At 47.2% G+C, this 17,295-nt stretch carries 11 protein-coding genes; 6 read left to right on the top strand and 5 right to left on the bottom strand.

Annotated elements, in window-relative coordinates:
• The first annotated feature begins 69 nt into the window (after window positions 1–69).
• From ACP2WE_RS13325 to ACP2WE_RS13335, 3 genes are all read left to right on the top strand, one after another.
• A complete protein-coding gene (locus ACP2WE_RS13325) occupies window positions 70–810 on the top strand; it encodes a type 1 glutamine amidotransferase domain-containing protein (RefSeq protein ID WP_425216043.1) in 741 nt (246 codons plus the stop codon).
• Between the two features lie 92 nt (window positions 811–902).
• Entirely contained in the window at window positions 903–1,532 is a 630-nt protein-coding gene (locus tag ACP2WE_RS13330; RefSeq protein ID WP_425216044.1) for an NADPH-dependent F420 reductase, read from the top strand.
• A gap of 226 nt (window positions 1,533–1,758) precedes the next feature.
• Window positions 1,759–3,420, top strand: a complete 1,662-nt coding sequence (locus tag ACP2WE_RS13335; RefSeq protein WP_425216045.1) for a SulP family inorganic anion transporter — start codon at window positions 1,759–1,761, stop codon at window positions 3,418–3,420.
• 61 nt (window positions 3,421–3,481) lie between these two features.
• On the opposite strand, the gene ACP2WE_RS13340 is transcribed toward ACP2WE_RS13335, so the two are convergent.
• Window positions 3,482–3,982, bottom strand: a complete 501-nt coding sequence (locus tag ACP2WE_RS13340) for a porin family protein (RefSeq protein WP_425216046.1) — start codon at window positions 3,980–3,982, stop codon at window positions 3,482–3,484.
• 411 nt (window positions 3,983–4,393) lie between these two features.
• Between ACP2WE_RS13340 and ACP2WE_RS13345 the strand changes: the two genes are divergently transcribed.
• Window positions 4,394–7,873, top strand: coding sequence for a PAS domain S-box protein (locus tag ACP2WE_RS13345; protein ID WP_425216047.1), 3,480 nt, complete (start codon window positions 4,394–4,396; stop codon window positions 7,871–7,873).
• A 274-nt stretch (window positions 7,874–8,147) separates the two neighbouring features.
• Window positions 8,148–9,983, top strand: coding sequence for a two-component system response regulator (locus tag ACP2WE_RS13350; protein ID WP_425216048.1), 1,836 nt, complete (start codon window positions 8,148–8,150; stop codon window positions 9,981–9,983).
• Window positions 9,984–10,353: 370 nt separating this feature from the next.
• Here the strand turns inward: ACP2WE_RS13350 and rlmN are convergent, their stop codons facing one another.
• From rlmN to ACP2WE_RS13370, 4 genes are all read right to left on the bottom strand, one after another.
• A complete protein-coding gene (gene rlmN / locus ACP2WE_RS13355) occupies window positions 10,354–11,397 on the bottom strand; it encodes a dual-specificity RNA methyltransferase RlmN (RefSeq protein ID WP_425216049.1) in 1,044 nt (347 codons plus the stop codon).
• Between the two features lie 66 nt (window positions 11,398–11,463).
• Entirely contained in the window at window positions 11,464–12,003 is a 540-nt protein-coding gene (locus ACP2WE_RS13360) for a L,D-transpeptidase (RefSeq protein WP_425216050.1), read from the bottom strand.
• A 47-nt stretch (window positions 12,004–12,050) separates the two neighbouring features.
• Complete coding sequence (locus tag ACP2WE_RS13365) at window positions 12,051–14,477, bottom strand: EAL domain-containing protein (RefSeq protein ID WP_425216051.1); 2,427 nt, start codon at window positions 14,475–14,477, stop codon at window positions 12,051–12,053.
• On the bottom strand, window positions 14,458–15,309 hold the full coding sequence (locus ACP2WE_RS13370) for a FecR family protein (protein WP_425216052.1): 852 nt from the start codon (window positions 15,307–15,309) through the stop codon (window positions 14,458–14,460). Before ACP2WE_RS13370 ends, ACP2WE_RS13365 begins: the two co-directional genes overlap by 20 nt.
• Before the next feature lie 851 nt (window positions 15,310–16,160).
• On the opposite strand from ACP2WE_RS13370, the gene ACP2WE_RS13375 reads away from it, so the two are divergent.
• On the top strand, window positions 16,161–17,213 hold the full coding sequence (locus ACP2WE_RS13375; protein WP_425216053.1) for a DMT family transporter: 1,053 nt from the start codon (window positions 16,161–16,163) through the stop codon (window positions 17,211–17,213).
• Window positions 17,214–17,295: the final 82 nt, after the last annotated feature.

Raw genomic sequence — 17,295 nt, forward strand, 5'->3', positions numbered from 1 at the left:
TCAATTAGACAAATGAGACGATCGTAGCGAAAATCGAGATCGAAAGCACAAGACAAACGCTGAAGAACCATGAGTAAGACGTTAAATCTGTCCAAAACCTCGTCAAAAAAGATTTTGATGGTCGTCTCTAATCCTGCGATTTCTACCACATTGGGTTGGCCAGTGGGTTTCTGGGCTTCAGAACTCATCCATGCTTGGTACGAATTTATCGAAGTCGGTTATGAGGTGACGATCGCCAGTCCCAAGGGCGGCAAGGTGGAATTTGATGGCTTGAGCGATCCGCGCGATGCCAGTGGCTATTCTGCCGAGGATATTCTCAGTATGGGCTTCATCCATACCCCTAAACTGATGGCATTGTTAGAAAATACCCCCAGCCTTGATGATGTCAGCGCTGCGAATTTTGATGCGATCGTGGTAGCAGGCGGACAGGGCCCGATGTTTACATTTCCTACGGAAACGCGACTGCATCAACTCCTCGCCGAATTTTACGAAGCCGAAAAGGTAACCGCTGCCCTATGCCACGGAACCTGTGCCCTCCTCTACGTGAAATTATCAGATGGGAAGCCCTTGATCGAAGGTAAAACCATGACAGGTTTCGCTAATGTGGAAGAAGACTTCGCCGATCGCATTGTGGGTCAAAAAGTCATGCCTTTCCGCATTGAGGATGAAGCCAAAAAGTTGGGAGCCAATTTCATCACGGGTGGCTTGTTTAAAGAATTCGCTATACGTGATGGAAGACTTGTGACAGGACAACAGCAATATTCTGGCAAACTGACTGCCAAACTGGCGATCGAAGCATTGGGCGTATAACCCGTAGCGCAGGCATCCTGCCTGCAATCGCTAACATCTAATAGCCAATAGCTAAACGCTATACCAAAATAAATGGAATTTAGGAGGGAATCATGAAGATTGGCATTCTTGGAGCAGGTAATGTCGGCGGCACATTGGGTGAGGGATGGGCAAAGCAGGGGCATCAAGTTCTATTTGGCGTGCGCGATCGCAGTGCGATCGATCTGCAAGTACGACTCGATCGCACGGGAGGAAATGCCAAAGCAGGCTCGATGACAGAAGCCGCCGAGTTTGGCGAGGTGGTGGTTCTCACCGTGCCTTGGGGAGCAGTGGAGGAGTTACTACCTAGTCTGGGCAACCTAGAGGGCAAGATTTTACTGGACTGCACCAATCCTAACTTCACTGGCGAACCTTCTCAATATCATCCTATCTCTGGCGGAGAAAGGGTCGCGGAACTCGTTCCCACTGCGAAGGTCGTCAAGATTTTCAACACGACAGGCTGGGAAAATATGGCAGATCCCCAGTATGGTTCCGAAGCGATCGCGATGTTCTATGCAGGTGACGATGACGCCGCCAAAGCCGTAGCCGCCACCTTAGCTGCCGATCTTGGTTTCGATCCAGTGGATGCGGGTTCTCTATCGAATTCGGGTTTGCTGGAAGCGATCGCGCAACTTTGGGGCAAGTTGGCCTATGGACAAAAGCTAGGGCGAGGTATTGCGTTCAAATTGCTAAAACGACCTTGAGCAATCGTGAAGAATATTACCCCAACTTGGTTTCGGCATTTAGCGATCGCATAGAGGTTTATTAACCATAGTTCTGCATGATTACTGGTCTTTAACTAACGTCATATTTTTCGAAATGATTCAGGCGTCCTTGGGACAGGGTGTTGCACTTCAGATTTGAATCCGCGCTAATCTAAGGCTATGTCCAATTTTTCTTCCGCCTGAATAACCGTAAATATTTATATCTATGTCCATCCAGCTAGTCAATAAAATTCATTTTCGGAATTGGCGCGGCGATTTGTTTGGGGGAGTGACGGCAGCGATTGTGGCACTACCACTAGCCTTAGCTTTTGGAGTTGCCTCTGGTGCAGGTGCGATCGCAGGACTATATGGAGCGATCTTTGTCGGCTTTTTTGCAGCACTCTTTGGGGGCACACCTGCACAAGTTTCAGGACCAACAGGACCAATGACCGTAGTCGCTACCACAGTGATTGCTTCCTTGATCGCAAATTACAAAGACAATCTCGAAACTGCCCTTGCGCTCGCCTTTACAGTCGTGATGTTAGGCGGATTGTTCCAGATTTTACTAGGTGTCATGAAGCTCGGGCAGTACATTACCCTCATGCCCTATACTGTCATCTCTGGTTTTATGTCAGGGATCGGCGTAATAATTATCCTGTTGCAGTTGCCACCACTACTGGGCTATGCAAGCACAGGCGCGGTATTAGACACGTTGAAGCAATTACCGAGTTATATAAGCCAGCCCAATCCTGTGGCAATGGGACTGGGAATCCTGACGCTTTTCTTAGTTTTTGTCGCGCCGCCAAAATTAAACCGAGTTTTTCCTTCACCTCTGATGGCTTTAATCGTCTGTACGATCCTGTCAGTTCTATTTTTTAAGAATGCCGATATTTCTCGGATTGGAGCAATTCCTAGCGAACTACCAAAGTTGCGAATGCCCACATTTGGTCTGCGAGAGTTAGCGGATATGCTGCGCTATGGTTTGACTTTGGGCTTTTTGGGGGCGATCGATTCACTCTTGACTTCCCTCGTTGCCGATAGTATTACCCAAACCCAGCATGATTCAGATAAGGAGCTAATTGGACAAGGGATTGGGAATGTATTAGCAGGGCTATTTGGGGGCTTGTCAGGGGCTGGAGCAACCATGCGGACGGTAGTCAATGTCAAAGCAGGAGGGAAAACCCCGTTATCGGGAATGATTCATGCGGTGGTGTTGCTGATGGTAGTTCTGGTGGCGGGACCACTGACGGCGGTGATTCCCCATGCGGTGTTGGCGGGTTTATTGCTTAAAGTTGGCATTGATATTATTGATTGGAACTTCATTAAACGCGCTCACCATCTCTCTTTTACAGGTACTGGTTTAATGTACTTGGTATTGTTTTTGACTGTATTTATAGATTTAATTACGGCAGTCGTTGTGGGTGCTTTTATTGCGAATATATTAACGATCAAGCGCTTAACTGAACTTCAAAGCGATCGCATCCAAGCCATTACCGATCCTGCTTATGCCCACAACCTTAATCCTGAAGAACGGGAATTATTAGCTCAGGCTGAGGGTAAGATTTTGCTGTTTCAGTTGGGGGGACCTCTGAGTTTTGGGGCTGCCAAAGTTATTTCGCAGCGAATGTCGATCGTTCAAGATTACCAAGCTCTAGTTTTAGACTTGAGTGAAGTTCCAGAAATTGGTGTAACGGCTGCACTGGCTATAGAAACAAGTGTATTAGATGCCCTAAAACGCGATCGCCAAGTTTGGATTGTTACGTCCTCTGTACAAGTTAAACGCCGCCTTGACAAACTGCAATTACAGAAATTTTCTGAAGTCTATTTTACTGGCGATCGCCTTCAAGCATTACAATCCATTCATTATCCAAACTCACAAGCAGGATAAAAAAGCCCCCTTCCAAAACGGTAGGGGGCGAGGTAGATAAACTAGGATTTAGAGGTCGAATTTAGAATTGGAAGCCTACACCGCCTTGAACGGAAGTTCCAGCGGAGCCAATGGTCGAGCCACTGATGGGAACGATCGCATTACCATAGAGAAGAACTTGCTTGCTGAGACTAATTTCTGCCCCTGGCTGAATCACAAATGATTGGCGATTGCCAGTTAGCGTATTGTTGTTATTTAAGTTAAAGGAGCCACCAGCGCCTAAATATACATTGGTGCGATCGCCAACAGGTAGATCATAGGAAACCGTGGGAGTTACAGAGGTTCCACCATTGCCGAATAGAACTGTACTGCGAAGCGAGATAGGTGAATTGTCAAACTTTAAACGACCTGTAATATTTGCACCTAAAGCAGATGGGGTAGTGGCAAGGGCATTGAGCGAGACACCTGCGCCCAAGTAGCTACCTGGGATTCTGGGTTCTTCGGCTGATGCAGATGAGGCGATCGCGGTAATTGCAACAAGACCAAGTGCGAAAGGGATAGATAATTTGGTAAGAGAATTCATATTGGGTATTTCCTGCTAAACATGAACCTATTGACTCGATAATTATTGATGTTGTTCCCAAGATTGTTTAAATTTGTTGGCAAGAATTATGTTTTCTCGTATTTTTTAAAACAGCCTTTTTTATCTATATCCTTAGAGGTATGCCGTTAGGCGCACAAATATTGTTTTAGCTGAAACTATATCTATATAAAGGATAAGTAGACTATTTCTTATTAGAAAACCATGCAGATTTCAATTTATTTGTTGTTGTAATAGGCAAAGGAACAAAAAAATATATTTTGCGTCATCCCAACGGAATATATAAAGAATCCGAGGTTGTTCTCTTAAGCAATTCTTGATTAAGGAGAAAATAGACTGATGGTTGAAAACCCTCTATAATTTAGGGACTTGCTGCCATTCCCAAGAGTCTCTATGAGTAACTTCGACACAGCATCTGTTAAGGCAACCATTCTGATCGCCCACAACGAGCAACAGCAAAGTCACCTTCTTACAACGATCTTTGATGAGAGTAACTACAGTGTTAAATCTGTACGCACGGGCTCAGCAGCTTTAGAGATTAGCCCAACATCCCTACCCGACTTAATTTTATTGGATCTCATGCTACCTGACATGGACGGTTATGAGATTTGCCAAAAGCTCAAAGCTCTGCCAACGATCGCCGATATTCCTGTAATTTTCCTAGTTGGGGAAACGGCGATCGCAGACAAAGATAAGGGATTTGAGGTTGGGGGCGTAGGCTATCTGACGGCTCCTTTCCACAAACGAGAAGTGTTGGCTCAAGTTGAGACGCAGCTCGAGCTGCGATCGCTCCAAAATCAACGCATCCAACAAACCCAGCGACTAGAGGAGTTAGAGCTTTTATGCCAAACCACAGCCCAAGCTTTGCAAGCCGCCGAAGAAAAGTTTCCCAAGGCTTTTTACTATAGCCCTACACCCTTAAATATTCTCGAATTGGAGAATGGTGAAATTGTCGATGCGAACGAAGCCTTTCTGTATCACTCTGGCTTTACCCGCGAGGAGGTGATTGGTCGCACAGACTTAGACTTAAATCTCTGGATCGATCTAGCCCAACGAGATCGGATGTATCAGCAGTTAAAAAACGAAGGATATGTGCGTGATTTTGAAGCTTTTCTGCGTTTCAAGACAGGGCTCAAAACGATGCTTCTTTCCATTGAGGCGATTCAACTGCAAGGGCGAGACTATTTTCTAGTTACCGAACATGACATTACTACGCTCAAACAAGAACAGAAAGCTCGCCTCGAGAGCGAGGAGAAGTTTCAAACGCTCGTAGCCAATGTTCCTGGGATCGTTTATCGCTGTCTTTGCGATGATAATTGGACGATTGTATTCCTCAGTCATGGAGTCACTGAGATCTCTGGATATTCCCCTGAGTCCTTTATCAACAGTTCTCGCCTCTGGCGCAATATCGTGCATCCAGAGGATGTGGAAAAAGTGATGCAGCAAACGCGCATAGCCATTGCCGCAAGAAGTTCCTACTCGATCGACTATCGAATAATTCATGCCAACGGCAGCATTCGCTGGGTTTGCGGAACGGGGCGCGGCTACTATGCCAATGACGGGACGGTGCAATGGTTAGATGGGGTGATCTTAGATATTAGCGATCGCAAAGAAGCCGAAGAGAAACTCCGCCAAAGCGAAGCCAAACTACGGGAGTCAGAAGCAAAGTTTGCCTCAGCCTTTTACGGCAGCCCATTGGCGATTACGATCGTCTCTCTAGAGACAAGCCGTTACCTAGATGTCAACGACACTTTTTTGAAATATGCGGAACGCAGTCGCGAACAAGTAATTGGTTATACCACCCTTGAGATTGGCTTTTGGAGCGAGGATAGCGATCGCAATCGATTCTATCGCGAACTGAATGCGAATGGATTGGTGCGCAATTTTGAGACTTCATATCGCACGGGATCGGGAGAACTTCGCAGTGCCATTTTTAGCGGTGAGATTATTCAGCTAAATGAAAAGCCACACCTACTGGTGGTGGGTGAGGATATCACCTCGCGCAAACAAACAGAACTAATTTTGCGACAAAGCGAACAAAAATATCGCGATCTCGTGCAGACCGTCAACTGTATTATTATGCGCGTAAATGTAGAGGGTATTGTCCTCTTCCTCAATCAATACGGCTTAGAGGTCTTAGGCTATCACGAACCAGAAATTATCGGGCGATCGGCAGTTGGTACAATTCTTCCAGAAAGCGAATTTTCGATACAAGATCTAGAAATGCTCTACGAGCAGTTTAGTCTACAACCCGAAATGGTTCTGATGAGAGAGGGGCAATATATTAACTCCGATCGCAAACGGTTGTGGTGGACTTGGATTGTTAAGCCCATCTTAGACGATCGCGGTCGCGTGGTGGAACTGCTTGGGGTGGGAACCGATATCACCGATCGCAAGCGTTCCGAAGAAGAATTAGCGCAGAAAAATTCCGATCTAGAAACAGCCAAACAGGCAGCCGAATCTGCCAATCAAGCCAAAAGCAGCTTTCTTGCCAATATGAGTCACGAACTGCGCACCCCCCTCAACGCGATTCTGGGCTTTACTCAAGTAATGCAACGCGACCTCAAGCGCGATCCAACTTTTTTTCAACAGGCTGCGGCAGCAAATTTGCAAATCGTTCAGAACAGTGGCGAACATCTGCTTTCTCTGATTAACGATGTACTCGATATGGATAAGATCGAAGCTGGACGGATGGAGATCTATCTCCATGCTTTCAATCTGCATGGACTACTTCAATCTCTCGAAGAGATGTTTCGGCTCAAAGCCCAAGAAAAAGATCTGATGCTGATCTTTGAACGCACGCCCACAGTACCCCAGTATGTGGAAACGGATGAGGCAAAGCTCCGTCAAATCTTGATTAACCTTTTGGGAAATGCCGTCAAATTTACTGCCACGGGCAGCATTACATTGCGTGCGAGTGTTGCCAATCAAGCCCTCAAATTTGAAGTTCGAGACACTGGACTGGGCATCAGTTCCGAAGAACTTAAGCAATTGTTTCTGCCTTTTTATCAAACTACTTCTGGACAAAAGTCTCAGACAGGTACTGGTTTGGGCTTAACCATTAGCAAAAAATATGTAGAACTACTAGGTGGCAACCTCACTGTGGCAAGTACCCCCGAACAAGGTAGTGTGTTTCAGTTTGACATCCCCCTCAAACTGGCTGCACGGATCGCGCTTGAAGGCACTCCGACCTATCGTTCTGTAGTCAAACTCGCTCCCGATCAGCCCACCTATCGCATTCTCGTCGTAGAGGACAAATGGGAAAGCCGCACCCTGCTGGTGAAATTATTGGAACCCCTAGGCTTTGACCTGCGCGAAGCTCAAAATGGTCGAGAAGCCGTAGCAATTTGGGAAGATTGGCAACCTCATTTGATTTGGATGGATATGCGGATGCCCGTGATGGATGGCTATGAGGCGACGCAGCGAATTCGCGCCCATGTCAAAGGACAGGCCCCTGCCATTATTGCCTTGACAGCGAGTGCCTTGGAACAAGAAAAAGCCACAATCTTATCCGCAGGTTGTAACGATTACCTGCGCAAACCCTTTCGCGACGATTTGATTTTTGAGAAGATACGCGAACACCTTGGTGTGCAATATATCTATGCCGAAGACGATCGCACCTCAATCCCAAGCGATCGCGATCAGTCCGATAGCAACGCTCAGGTCTTAGAAAGTTTGGTGTTCTTGCCGAGTAGCTGGATAAAGCAACTCTATGAAGCCGCTACCTTTGCTGATGCAGAGAGGGTGAGCCAATTGGTGGGGGGAATTTCTGATACCGAGCCTCAAGTAGCGATCGCCCTGTTAAAACTGGTCAAAACCTTTCGCTGCGACGCAATTGCGGACCTGGCAGAAGCAGCACTTGCACAGCAATAGAAATTTCATTGCGATCGATGGATACGTTTTGGATCTCTACAAACCTTTAGGATTGTTTTACAGCAGTTTTTGAGCCAATTCACCACGAGAATGGATCGCAGGGCGTGGCCCCGCATTGGGTTTTGGATTTCTGCCTGTAGTGCTTTTGAAGCGAATTTGCTGTAATTTGTAATTTTTCAATGATGGATAAATCACGAATTATATATGTAGAGTGTAGAATTGTAACAAATCATCAATGTCTTTAGGCTTCCCAACCCTTTGCGCAGTAAATGTAATGACATCTCAACCTACGCCAGCTCAAGCCAACAGCAGCAAGGGAGACATCCTGATCGTAGATGATGTCCCCGAAAACCTTGAATTATTAACGACGATTCTCACGCATCAGGGGTATAAGGTGCGGAGTGTCCTGAGCGGACAAACGGGGCTAAAGGTGGCAAAGGCAGCACTACCCGACTTGATTTTACTCGACATTAATATGCCAGAGATGGATGGTTATCAGGTCTGTCAGAGGCTCAAATCCGATCCTATAACTCAAGAAATTCCAGTTATTTTTCTGAGTGCCTTAGATCGTACAAGCGATAAAGTCAAAGCCTTTGGCATCGGTGGCACCGATTACATTCCCAAGCCGTTTCAAGCAGAAGAACTTTTGGCTCGCGTTAAAAATCACCTCGATCTGCGGTTCGCTCAAGCGCAAATTCAAAAGCTGAATAGCGAACTAGAGGCTCGGGTGATCCAACGCACGGCGCAATTAGAACTGGAAATTGCCGAGCGCACGCGCATGCAAAATCAACTGTTGCATGTTGCGATGCATGACATGCTCACCGATCTTCCCAACCGTATTTTTTTGACCCAACGACTCATGCAAATCTTCGATCGCAATCTGCAAGCGATTGATGAAAACCTCATCTTGATTTTGCTGGAGTGCGATCAACTGCCATCGATCAACAATTCTCTAGGTCACCAAGCAGGCGATCGCTTGATCGTTTCGATTGCCCACCGTTTAGAGAGTTGTTTGCGATCGGGAACGCTCTTAGCCCATTGTGGCAATGACACCTTTGCGATTTTGTTAGAGAATTGTCCGCAGATGAGCGAAGCGATGAGAATTTCGGAAAAGCTCCTTCAAGAAACTCAATTACCCTTTGGGATCGACGGTCACCTCATCCATATCAAAGTTAGTATCGGGATCGTTCAGGGCGATCGCGCCTACAAAAACCCCAAGCATCTGTTACGAGATGCGAATACGGCGATGCATCAAGCAAAGGGAGCGGGAAGGGCGAATATTCAGATATTTAATGCAGCGATGCACAATCGCGCTCTATCCTTCTTTGAGATTCAGAACGAACTGCACCAGACCCTCAAAACGCAGGAACTATATCTCGTCTACCAGCCGATCGTATCTTTAAGAAAGAATACGCTCAAAGGTGTGGAGGCACTTGTCCGCTGGCAACACCCCCAGCGCGGTCTAATTATGCCTGGGGAATTTATTTCTGTGGCAGAAGAAACTGGACTGATTATTCAGCTCGATCGCTATGTGCTCGACATGGCATGCGCCCAACTTAGAGCATGGCAAGAACAAGGATTGAGTCCTCTGTTTCGCATGCAAGTCAATCTGTCAGCGCAGCAACTAACTCAGCCAGATTTTCTAGACTTTTTGGACAAAACCATCACAGCAAATCAGGTCAACACCCAAAACCTCGCCTTAGAGATTACTGAGAATGCACTCATGCAACAGCGTGAAGTCGTTCTCAAACTGCTCGATGCACTTAAAGCTCGTCAAATTCATGTCAGTATTGACGATTTTGGTACGGGTTATTCTTCTCTGAGTTATTTACACGATCTAAAGGTGGAAAATTTAAAGATCGATCGCTCTTTTATCACCCTCATGGAAATCAGCAAAGATAACTTAGGAATTGTGAGAACGATCGTAAATTTAGCCCATGACTTAGGCATGACGGTCACGGCAGAAGGGGTTGAAACCGCCCAGCAAATGGAACAGCTAAAAAGTTTAAATTGTGAATTCGCTCAAGGGTACTTTTTGGGTAAACCAATGGATGTCAATCTGGTAACTAGCAAAATCCTCCAAGAAAGTTGTCTCTCATTTATTATTTAACAGAGTTAAGGAATCTGAGCCAGTCGAAGGAAACTTTGACTTTGTTAACGTGAATTCGGGATAAGGTATTGAGAACGAAACATAGGGTGTACAAGCGTTCAGGGCGAGCACGGGGGCAGCGCCCCTACCACAATTCGTAGGGGCAGCGCCCCCGTGCCTGCCCTGATTTGCTGGATAAATGGGATTTTTTGGGGAGAATTTGGCATTTACGGCATCAATAGCTCAGATAAAGGGTTTCAGCTTTTCTTATCTCGAACTGAGGTTTTGTTACCAAGCAAGGCGATCGCAACCAAGGAACCTTCAGAGCAATTTGGCAACCCAATACCGCCATATGTGGTGCTGCGGTTCGTACAAAGCAAAATTCTTGAGACTAACGGGATGAATTTTGTTGACTGCGAAGTTGACCGCAGGCAGCATCAGCTTCTAAACCCCGCGTGCGACGAACGCTCACGGTGATATTCAAATCCATCAAGGTTTGGGCAAATAACTTCACGGCGCGATCGCTGGGACGTTTGTAGTCAGCATCCGCGATCGGATTGTAAGGAATCAAGTTAACGTGGCTCTGGAAGCCGCGAATCAGTTGCGCTAGTTTGGTAGCCTGCTGAGGCGAATCATTCAAGCCTGATAATAACGTATATTCAAAACTCACCCGTCGCCCAGTCATTTCCACATACTGCCGACAGTCATTCAAAATATTCTCAATCGGATATTTTTCTGCCGAAGGAATAATCTGCTCGCGTAGGGCTTGATCGGCAGCATGAAGGCTCACAGCCAAAGTAACTTGCAAGTTGCTTTTGGCAAAACGGACAATCTGATTGGGAATGCCGACAGTGGAAACGGTGATATTGCGCTGACCGATCCCCACATCTTGATTGAGCACTTGAATCGCGGAAACGAGATTTTCGACATTGAGCAAGGGTTCGCCCATGCCCATAAACACCAAATGACTCACCCGCTGTCCCATGTCACCTTGCACGGTCAGCACTTGGTCGATAATTTCATGTCTGCCCAAGTTGCGCTCAAAGCCACCTTTACCTGTGGCGCAAAAGTCGCAAGCCATGGGGCAACCTACCTGACTAGAAACGCAGACAGTGAGGCGCTTACTGGTGGGAATACCTACCGTTTCAACGATCGCCCCATCCTCTAGTTTCAGCAAATACTTGACCGTGCCGTCAGGGGTTGGTTTGCGCAGATGAATTTGCGATCGCCCTACGAAGGTTTTAGCTACTTGCTGCCGCCAAGCTTTGGGAAATGCCGAGATTTCCTCAAGGCTACGCACGCCTTTGTGATAAAGCCAATCGTGGAGTTGGCTACCCCGATAGCGAGGCTGTCCGCGTTCTTCGACCCAATCACTCAGCTCTGCTTTAGATAAACCTAAAAGCGGCGTGTTTTTTGCAACGACAGAAGTAGTCATCCGACTTCCTAAAAATAAAATAATCCATCCACTATTGTAGTCTGGGGATCAAAAACTGGAATTTATTTAATCTCTTACGACCACAGGTGTCCCCACTGTTGCCCAATTAAACAACCATGCTGCGTGATCTGGGGCAACATTGATACAACCATGACTGACGGGAATGCCAAAACTGTTATGCCAATAAGCACCATGAATTGCATAGTTACCGTAGTAGTACATGGCATGGGGCACATCAGGCACGTTATAGTCCTCTCCTTGCATTCTGGCGACGCGATGTTTTGATTGAACGCTGAAGGAACCTTTGGGCGTGGGAGTGCCAGCTTTACCTGTGGAAATAATCACAGCCATAATGCGTCGATCGCCTTCCCAAGCAAACAGGCGTTGACTGCGTAACTTAATTTCAATCCAACGTCTTTCAGAACGCTTGAGACTGGCGACCGTATCGTTGGGGTTGCTAGCAGCAGAACCAAGTGGCGTTAAAAAAGTATTTGTCCCAAATGCGATCGCGGCAACGATCAAGGCAGTGCTAGCAAGTCGCGACCATGTGACTTGCCAAGATTTTTGCGAAGGTTTGCGTTTTGAGAAATTGAACGAGTTTTTCATAGGGGTGCGTCTCCCAAACTAGATCCTACCTATCATTATCTCAAAAATCAGGATTGACGCTTCAACCCTGTGACTAGAAGCGTTTCTACTTCCGCTACTTCTAGGGGTTTAAAAAAGAAATAGCCCTGCACTTGCCCATTTTCATGTAGCATCACGCGCAAACTTTCAAGTTGAGGAAGGGTTTCAACACCCTCTGCCACAATACTCAGCTTGAGTTGGTTGGCAAGCGTAATAATCGTTTCCACGATTCCCGATTTAAGGCAATCATCATCTTGGACAAAGGAGCGATCGATCTTTAAGCCATCTACAGGAAAGCGATGTAAATAACCGAGCGAGGAATAACCCGTCCCAAAATCATCGATATACACCTGAATGCCCAACTTTCTCAGATTGGCAAGGATGTCTGCGCCGAGCGTAGCATTTTTAAAAATCGTGGTTTCCGTAATTTCCAGATGCAAGCAAGCTACAGAAAACTGTGTTTCCTGAATGGTTTTTACAATTTGTTCGACCAGATCGGCTTGCAAAAATTGCCTTGGCGAAAGATTGACGCTGAGGGTGAGATCGCGATCGCTAGGAAAGCGTTCGTGCCAAGCATGAACCTGAGCGCAAGCCTGACGCAGCACCCAATAGCCAATGGGAACAATCAGCCCCATCTCCTCGGCAAGGGGAATGAAGTCCGCAGGGGAGATTGCACCGAGTTCGGGATGTTGCCAGCGAATCAAGGCCTCAAACCCAGAGATCTTTGAGGTTTCGAGCGAAATAATCGGCTGATAGACCACCCGCAGTTCTGGAACCGCTTGGGAATCTTCTAGAGAGAAAGTCTGGGCGATCGCACGGCGCAGGTCGTTCTCCATCCGCAGCCGATCTAAAATCCGATCGTGCATGGAGACATCAAAAATCTGATAGCAAGACTTACCCAAGGATTTGGCGCGATACATGGCGATATCGGCATCGCGTAGCATTTCCTCAGAGCGAAGGTAGCGTTCCGAACTAATGGCAATGCCGACACTGGCGGTAACGATCATCTCCCGTTCGTTCACCAAGAGGGGTTTAGTTAGTTCTTCTTGAATGCGCTCCGCGATCGCAACCACATCTCTTAAATCCGTGAGACCTTCTACGAGAATGGCAAATTCATCACCTCCAAACCTTGCCAAGGTATCTTCTGGACGCATTGCGGTATTTAACCGATAGGCAACGGCTGCCAGTAAGCGATCGCCGCTTAAATGACCAAAACTATCATTCACCGTTTTGAACCGATCTAGGTCGAGAAACATAACGGCAAATAGGTAAGGATGTCGCAGGTTGAGATCGAGCGCATGTTGGAGGCGATCGACAAAAAGGGCGCGGTTGGGCAGGTTCGTGAGGCGATCGTAAAAGGCATCCCTAGTCAGATGAGCATTTGCCTCTCGCAGAAGGCGATTGCTCCGCAGTTGTTCTTGCAATGCGATCGCGCTTGCCGTGAGGGCAAACAGGGCGATCGGCATCGCCGTTGGGATCCAGTAGCCATTCGCAAACAAGATAAAGCCAAGGATTGCCCAGCCTAAAATCGCGGCGATGCTAACCACAAATCGTCTGATGGGGCGATCGCGAGGCAAGCAGAGCGAAAACAGTCCACTACCCAAAAGCAAGATCGCCCAAGACCAGAGGGGATCGGCAACTTTGAGTGCATTACCTTGGAGCAAGTTTTGTAAAATGGCAGCATGGAGGTGAACGCCGTGGGCAGGGGGATTGCGATCGAAGGGAGTTGGTAGCGAATCTAGCCCCGTGGCAGCAACACCAATGAGTACAATCTTGTCTTGAAACGTACTACTTGGAACCCTACCTTCCAGCACATCCACAAAGGAATATTGCCGCATCTGCTGCGATCGCTGCATCCAATTGAGCCACAGGGGATGATTTAAGTCTGGTAGGGGTTTTGGTGATGCGTGCACCAATGTATAAGCTTGAAGCGTCGATAGGGCTAGAGATGGCTCGCCCTGTTCTTGCAGGATGATTTTTCGCGTCACACCGTCAATATCTTCATGTTTGCGAATATGTCCTGTGGCGATCGCGGCATTGGCTAAAACCTCGGTTGGCGGTAAGAATTGCCCTTGCTGCGTCCCTGCATTCGCAAGCACCACACTGCCATGTCCTGCCATGGCATCGGCAAGCTTTTTGTCTAGGGGGCTTGTCTCTGAGAACAGCAAATCGATTGCCACGACGCTACCCTTGGCGGGCGTAAGTTTTTGTAAAAGCTGGGCATAGCGATCGCGCGACCAAGGAAACCGCCCCAATCGCTCAATACTCCAATCATCAATGGCAATAATCGCGATGCGATTGTCCCAAGGCTTTTCGCCCCGCCAGTTGGTAAAACTGTTATAGGCGAGGTATTCCAATGGTTGAAATACAGACAGTTGCAGTAAAATCGCTACGATCGCGATCGCCGCCCCGCCTGGAAGTAACCGTCGAGCTAGATTAGAGAAGCGTAATTTCATAAACTCGCCGATTTCCCAAAGCAGTGGTTACGATGACTTCAGCGCGAATACGCGAAGTAGCAGGGAATGGAATTGAAAAACGCCCCAAGCGATCGGTACTTTGAGGAATGCCATTGACTGTAACCATATGGGTCGGATCGATTTTCCCAGATAGCCACACTTGGCGATTGGAACCTTTAACGTTTCTAATCACTTCATAGTACAACTGCGGATTGTTATTTAGGACGGTCGCTGGGCTAGGGGGCTCTCCCGGTATTGTGAAATTTTGCTGTCCAGCCCCGACTAAAACACCTTGACGCTTTGCCTCTGTCAGCACGCTTCCCTCTAAAGTTGCCACGGTTGTTTTGCCCCTCGGATCTACCCCTACTGCAAATTGCGTACCTCTGACACCGCTAACTCCTGTCGGCGTAAAAATTTCAAGGCGGGAGCCAAAATTGGTAAACTTTCTGACTTGCAACCGCGCTCTACCCCGCAAGATTTGCAACTGTGTAATCCGTCCGTTGTCTGAAGCCATTTGCAGCGAGTAAATGCGAAGGGTCGTATTCTCAGCGACTTGAACGAAGCCAATCGCTGTATCGACTCTCAACACTACGCTGGAATCGTTGCCTGTAGAGATTTCATCGCCCACATCTTGCAAGCGATCGCCAAATTGCGCCTGACGAATGCCATTGCGGTTCCTAATTACGGCTCCGCCACGTACCTGCTCGACCTGTAGCCATTGATTGGTACGCACCTGTAAAGACTGCTGTGCTAAAGCCTCGTTGCCCCAAAAGTAGCAAAGAATGCTGGCAATGCCGTATCCCCAAAGGCTTGAGCCCAGCTTACCGTTCAAATTTACACCTCAATTCAGAATGCGCTAGCCTCATAATAACGATTATTTTTTCTCGTAAAAATTATTATTCTTTTGTGTTTGGCAGAAAAGCAACAAGCAAATTTAAGCAACGTCTATATTTGCAAACGCTGGAAGGACAAGATATAGCGTAGACCTGTAGGGGCAATTCATGAATTGCCCCTACTCACAAAGCAATTAGGATGGCTATATTCCAATAGGCTTCAGTTCAAGGAGCTACCCACAATTCTCAATCTCTAAATCCCCAATTCTGGCGAACTTTGAGAAATTTTGCTCCCCCAGTCCCTAATTCTGCGGGCTTAACTGAACCCTAAGGCAAGATAACTAAAACTCTTAAACTTAAGGACAAGATACCCACAAGCGATCGATCGACACTCAACTCAGCGGAAGAATTAACCAAAGTTGTCTTATGCTCAAGATACAAGAGTGTGCCCCACCCAAACTCAATTCGGGATAAGAAAATCTAAAATTCGCGATCTAGCTGTCGATTCTTCCTAATTTCTGCATAATTCCAAATCTGTCTAGATAAATCCTATTTATCCCAATAATCAGGGCAGGCACAGGGGCACTGCCCCTACCCAATTTTCGTAGGGGCAATGGATGGTGTATGCTCGCCCAGATCCCTTGTATGACGAATATTTTGTTCCGAAATCCTTAACCCGAATTCACGTTAATTAATTGGTAACGCAGGCAAGATGCCTGCAAAAGCTAGAAGCTTTTGGATCGGAGACGATCGCTTGCTTCTAAATGTAAAGTTTTTCGCTAGAATTGTTAACATTAGTTTAAGTTAACTCCAGCCTAACGCTAGGTGTCGTCCTAGACCAACTCAAACAATGCAAATGCAATTCCCTGCGCTCTCTCGTCAGTCTGCCTTCGTGATTTTACCCTTCTTTTTGTGGGGAACGGCAATGGTGGTGATGAAGGCAGTGATGCCGCAAACCAGTCCTCTGTTTCTCGCAGCAGTAAGGTTGATTCCCGCAGGAATGTTGCTCGTGGGTCTAGCAACATGGTTAGGCAGACCGCAACCTAAAAGTTGGCAAGCTTGGCTGTGGATCTTGGCATTTGCTCTGGTGGATGGCACGATGTTTCAGGGATTTCTAGCCTTGGGACTCGTCCGCACGGGTGCGGGTTTAGGATCGCTCTTGATTGATTCGCAACCTCTGGCAGTGGCAGTAATGGCAGCGGTGCTTTACAAAGAGAGAATTGGGGTTGGGGCAACCTTTGGTTTGTTGTTGGGTGTGTTTGGAATTGGTTTAATCGGGCTTCCCACAGAAATGCTGAATGCGATCGCCGCAGGAGACTGGGCAACCGTCTGGGAAGTAGGCATTTTTACCCTCGGAGAATGGCTGATGCTGGCAGCTTCGCTATCGATGGCGATCGGCACAATTTTGATTCGCCCTGTGGTGCGTTATGCCGATCCTGTGGCGGCGACAGGATGGCACATGGTTTTGGGTGGTATTCCTCTATTGCTTTTGTCTGGGCAAATTGAGGTCGATCGATGGCAGCATGTGAGTGCGTGGGGCTGGGTGGGCATGGCTTACATGACCCTGATGGGCAGCGCGATCGCCTATGGCTTATTTTTCTATTTCGCTTCATCGGGTAGTCTGACGACTCTCAGCGCTTTAACCTTTTCGACACCAGTATTTGCACTGCTGTTTGGGCGGATATTTTTAGGCGAAATGCTCACCCAAGTCCAGTGGTTAGGAGTGTTTTTAACCTTAGCTAGTATCTATTTGGTCAGTATGCGATCGGCTTCCGATACAGCGGATCTCAAATCTGAAGTAAATCAACCAGAAGTGTTAACGGGTTCTCTGCAACCAGCCTTAAGCAAAGCTCTAAATGAAATGAGCGATCGCCAGATTGAAAAAGTACCCCTTCAAGATTAAATGGTCAAAGTAGCACCATGCTCTAGTGTTCTTCATTCATAAGATCCTTAAGTAGGCTTTTGTAAAATAGATGTTCACAATG

Source organism: Tumidithrix helvetica PCC 7403 (assembly GCF_965232925.1).
Taxonomy (GTDB): domain Bacteria; phylum Cyanobacteriota; class Cyanobacteriia; order Pseudanabaenales; family Pseudanabaenaceae; genus Tumidithrix; species Tumidithrix helvetica.

Coding starts and splice junctions, on each gene's coding strand:
- ACP2WE_RS13335 (WP_425216045.1), top strand. CDS start 1,759: ATGTCCATCCAGCTAGTCAATAAAATTCATTTTCGGAATTGGCGCGGC.
- ACP2WE_RS13340 (WP_425216046.1), bottom strand. CDS start 3,982: ATGAATTCTCTTACCAAATTATCTATCCCTTTCGCACTTGGTCTTGTT.
- ACP2WE_RS13325 (WP_425216043.1), top strand. CDS start 70: ATGAGTAAGACGTTAAATCTGTCCAAAACCTCGTCAAAAAAGATTTTG.
- rlmN (WP_425216049.1), bottom strand. CDS start 11,397: ATGACTACTTCTGTCGTTGCAAAAAACACGCCGCTTTTAGGTTTATCT.
- ACP2WE_RS13375 (WP_425216053.1), top strand. CDS start 16,161: ATGCAAATGCAATTCCCTGCGCTCTCTCGTCAGTCTGCCTTCGTGATT.
- ACP2WE_RS13345 (WP_425216047.1), top strand. CDS start 4,394: ATGAGTAACTTCGACACAGCATCTGTTAAGGCAACCATTCTGATCGCC.
- ACP2WE_RS13365 (WP_425216051.1), bottom strand. CDS start 14,477: ATGAAATTACGCTTCTCTAATCTAGCTCGACGGTTACTTCCAGGCGGG.
- ACP2WE_RS13350 (WP_425216048.1), top strand. CDS start 8,148: ATGACATCTCAACCTACGCCAGCTCAAGCCAACAGCAGCAAGGGAGAC.
- ACP2WE_RS13360 (WP_425216050.1), bottom strand. CDS start 12,003: ATGAAAAACTCGTTCAATTTCTCAAAACGCAAACCTTCGCAAAAATCT.
- ACP2WE_RS13330 (WP_425216044.1), top strand. CDS start 903: ATGAAGATTGGCATTCTTGGAGCAGGTAATGTCGGCGGCACATTGGGT.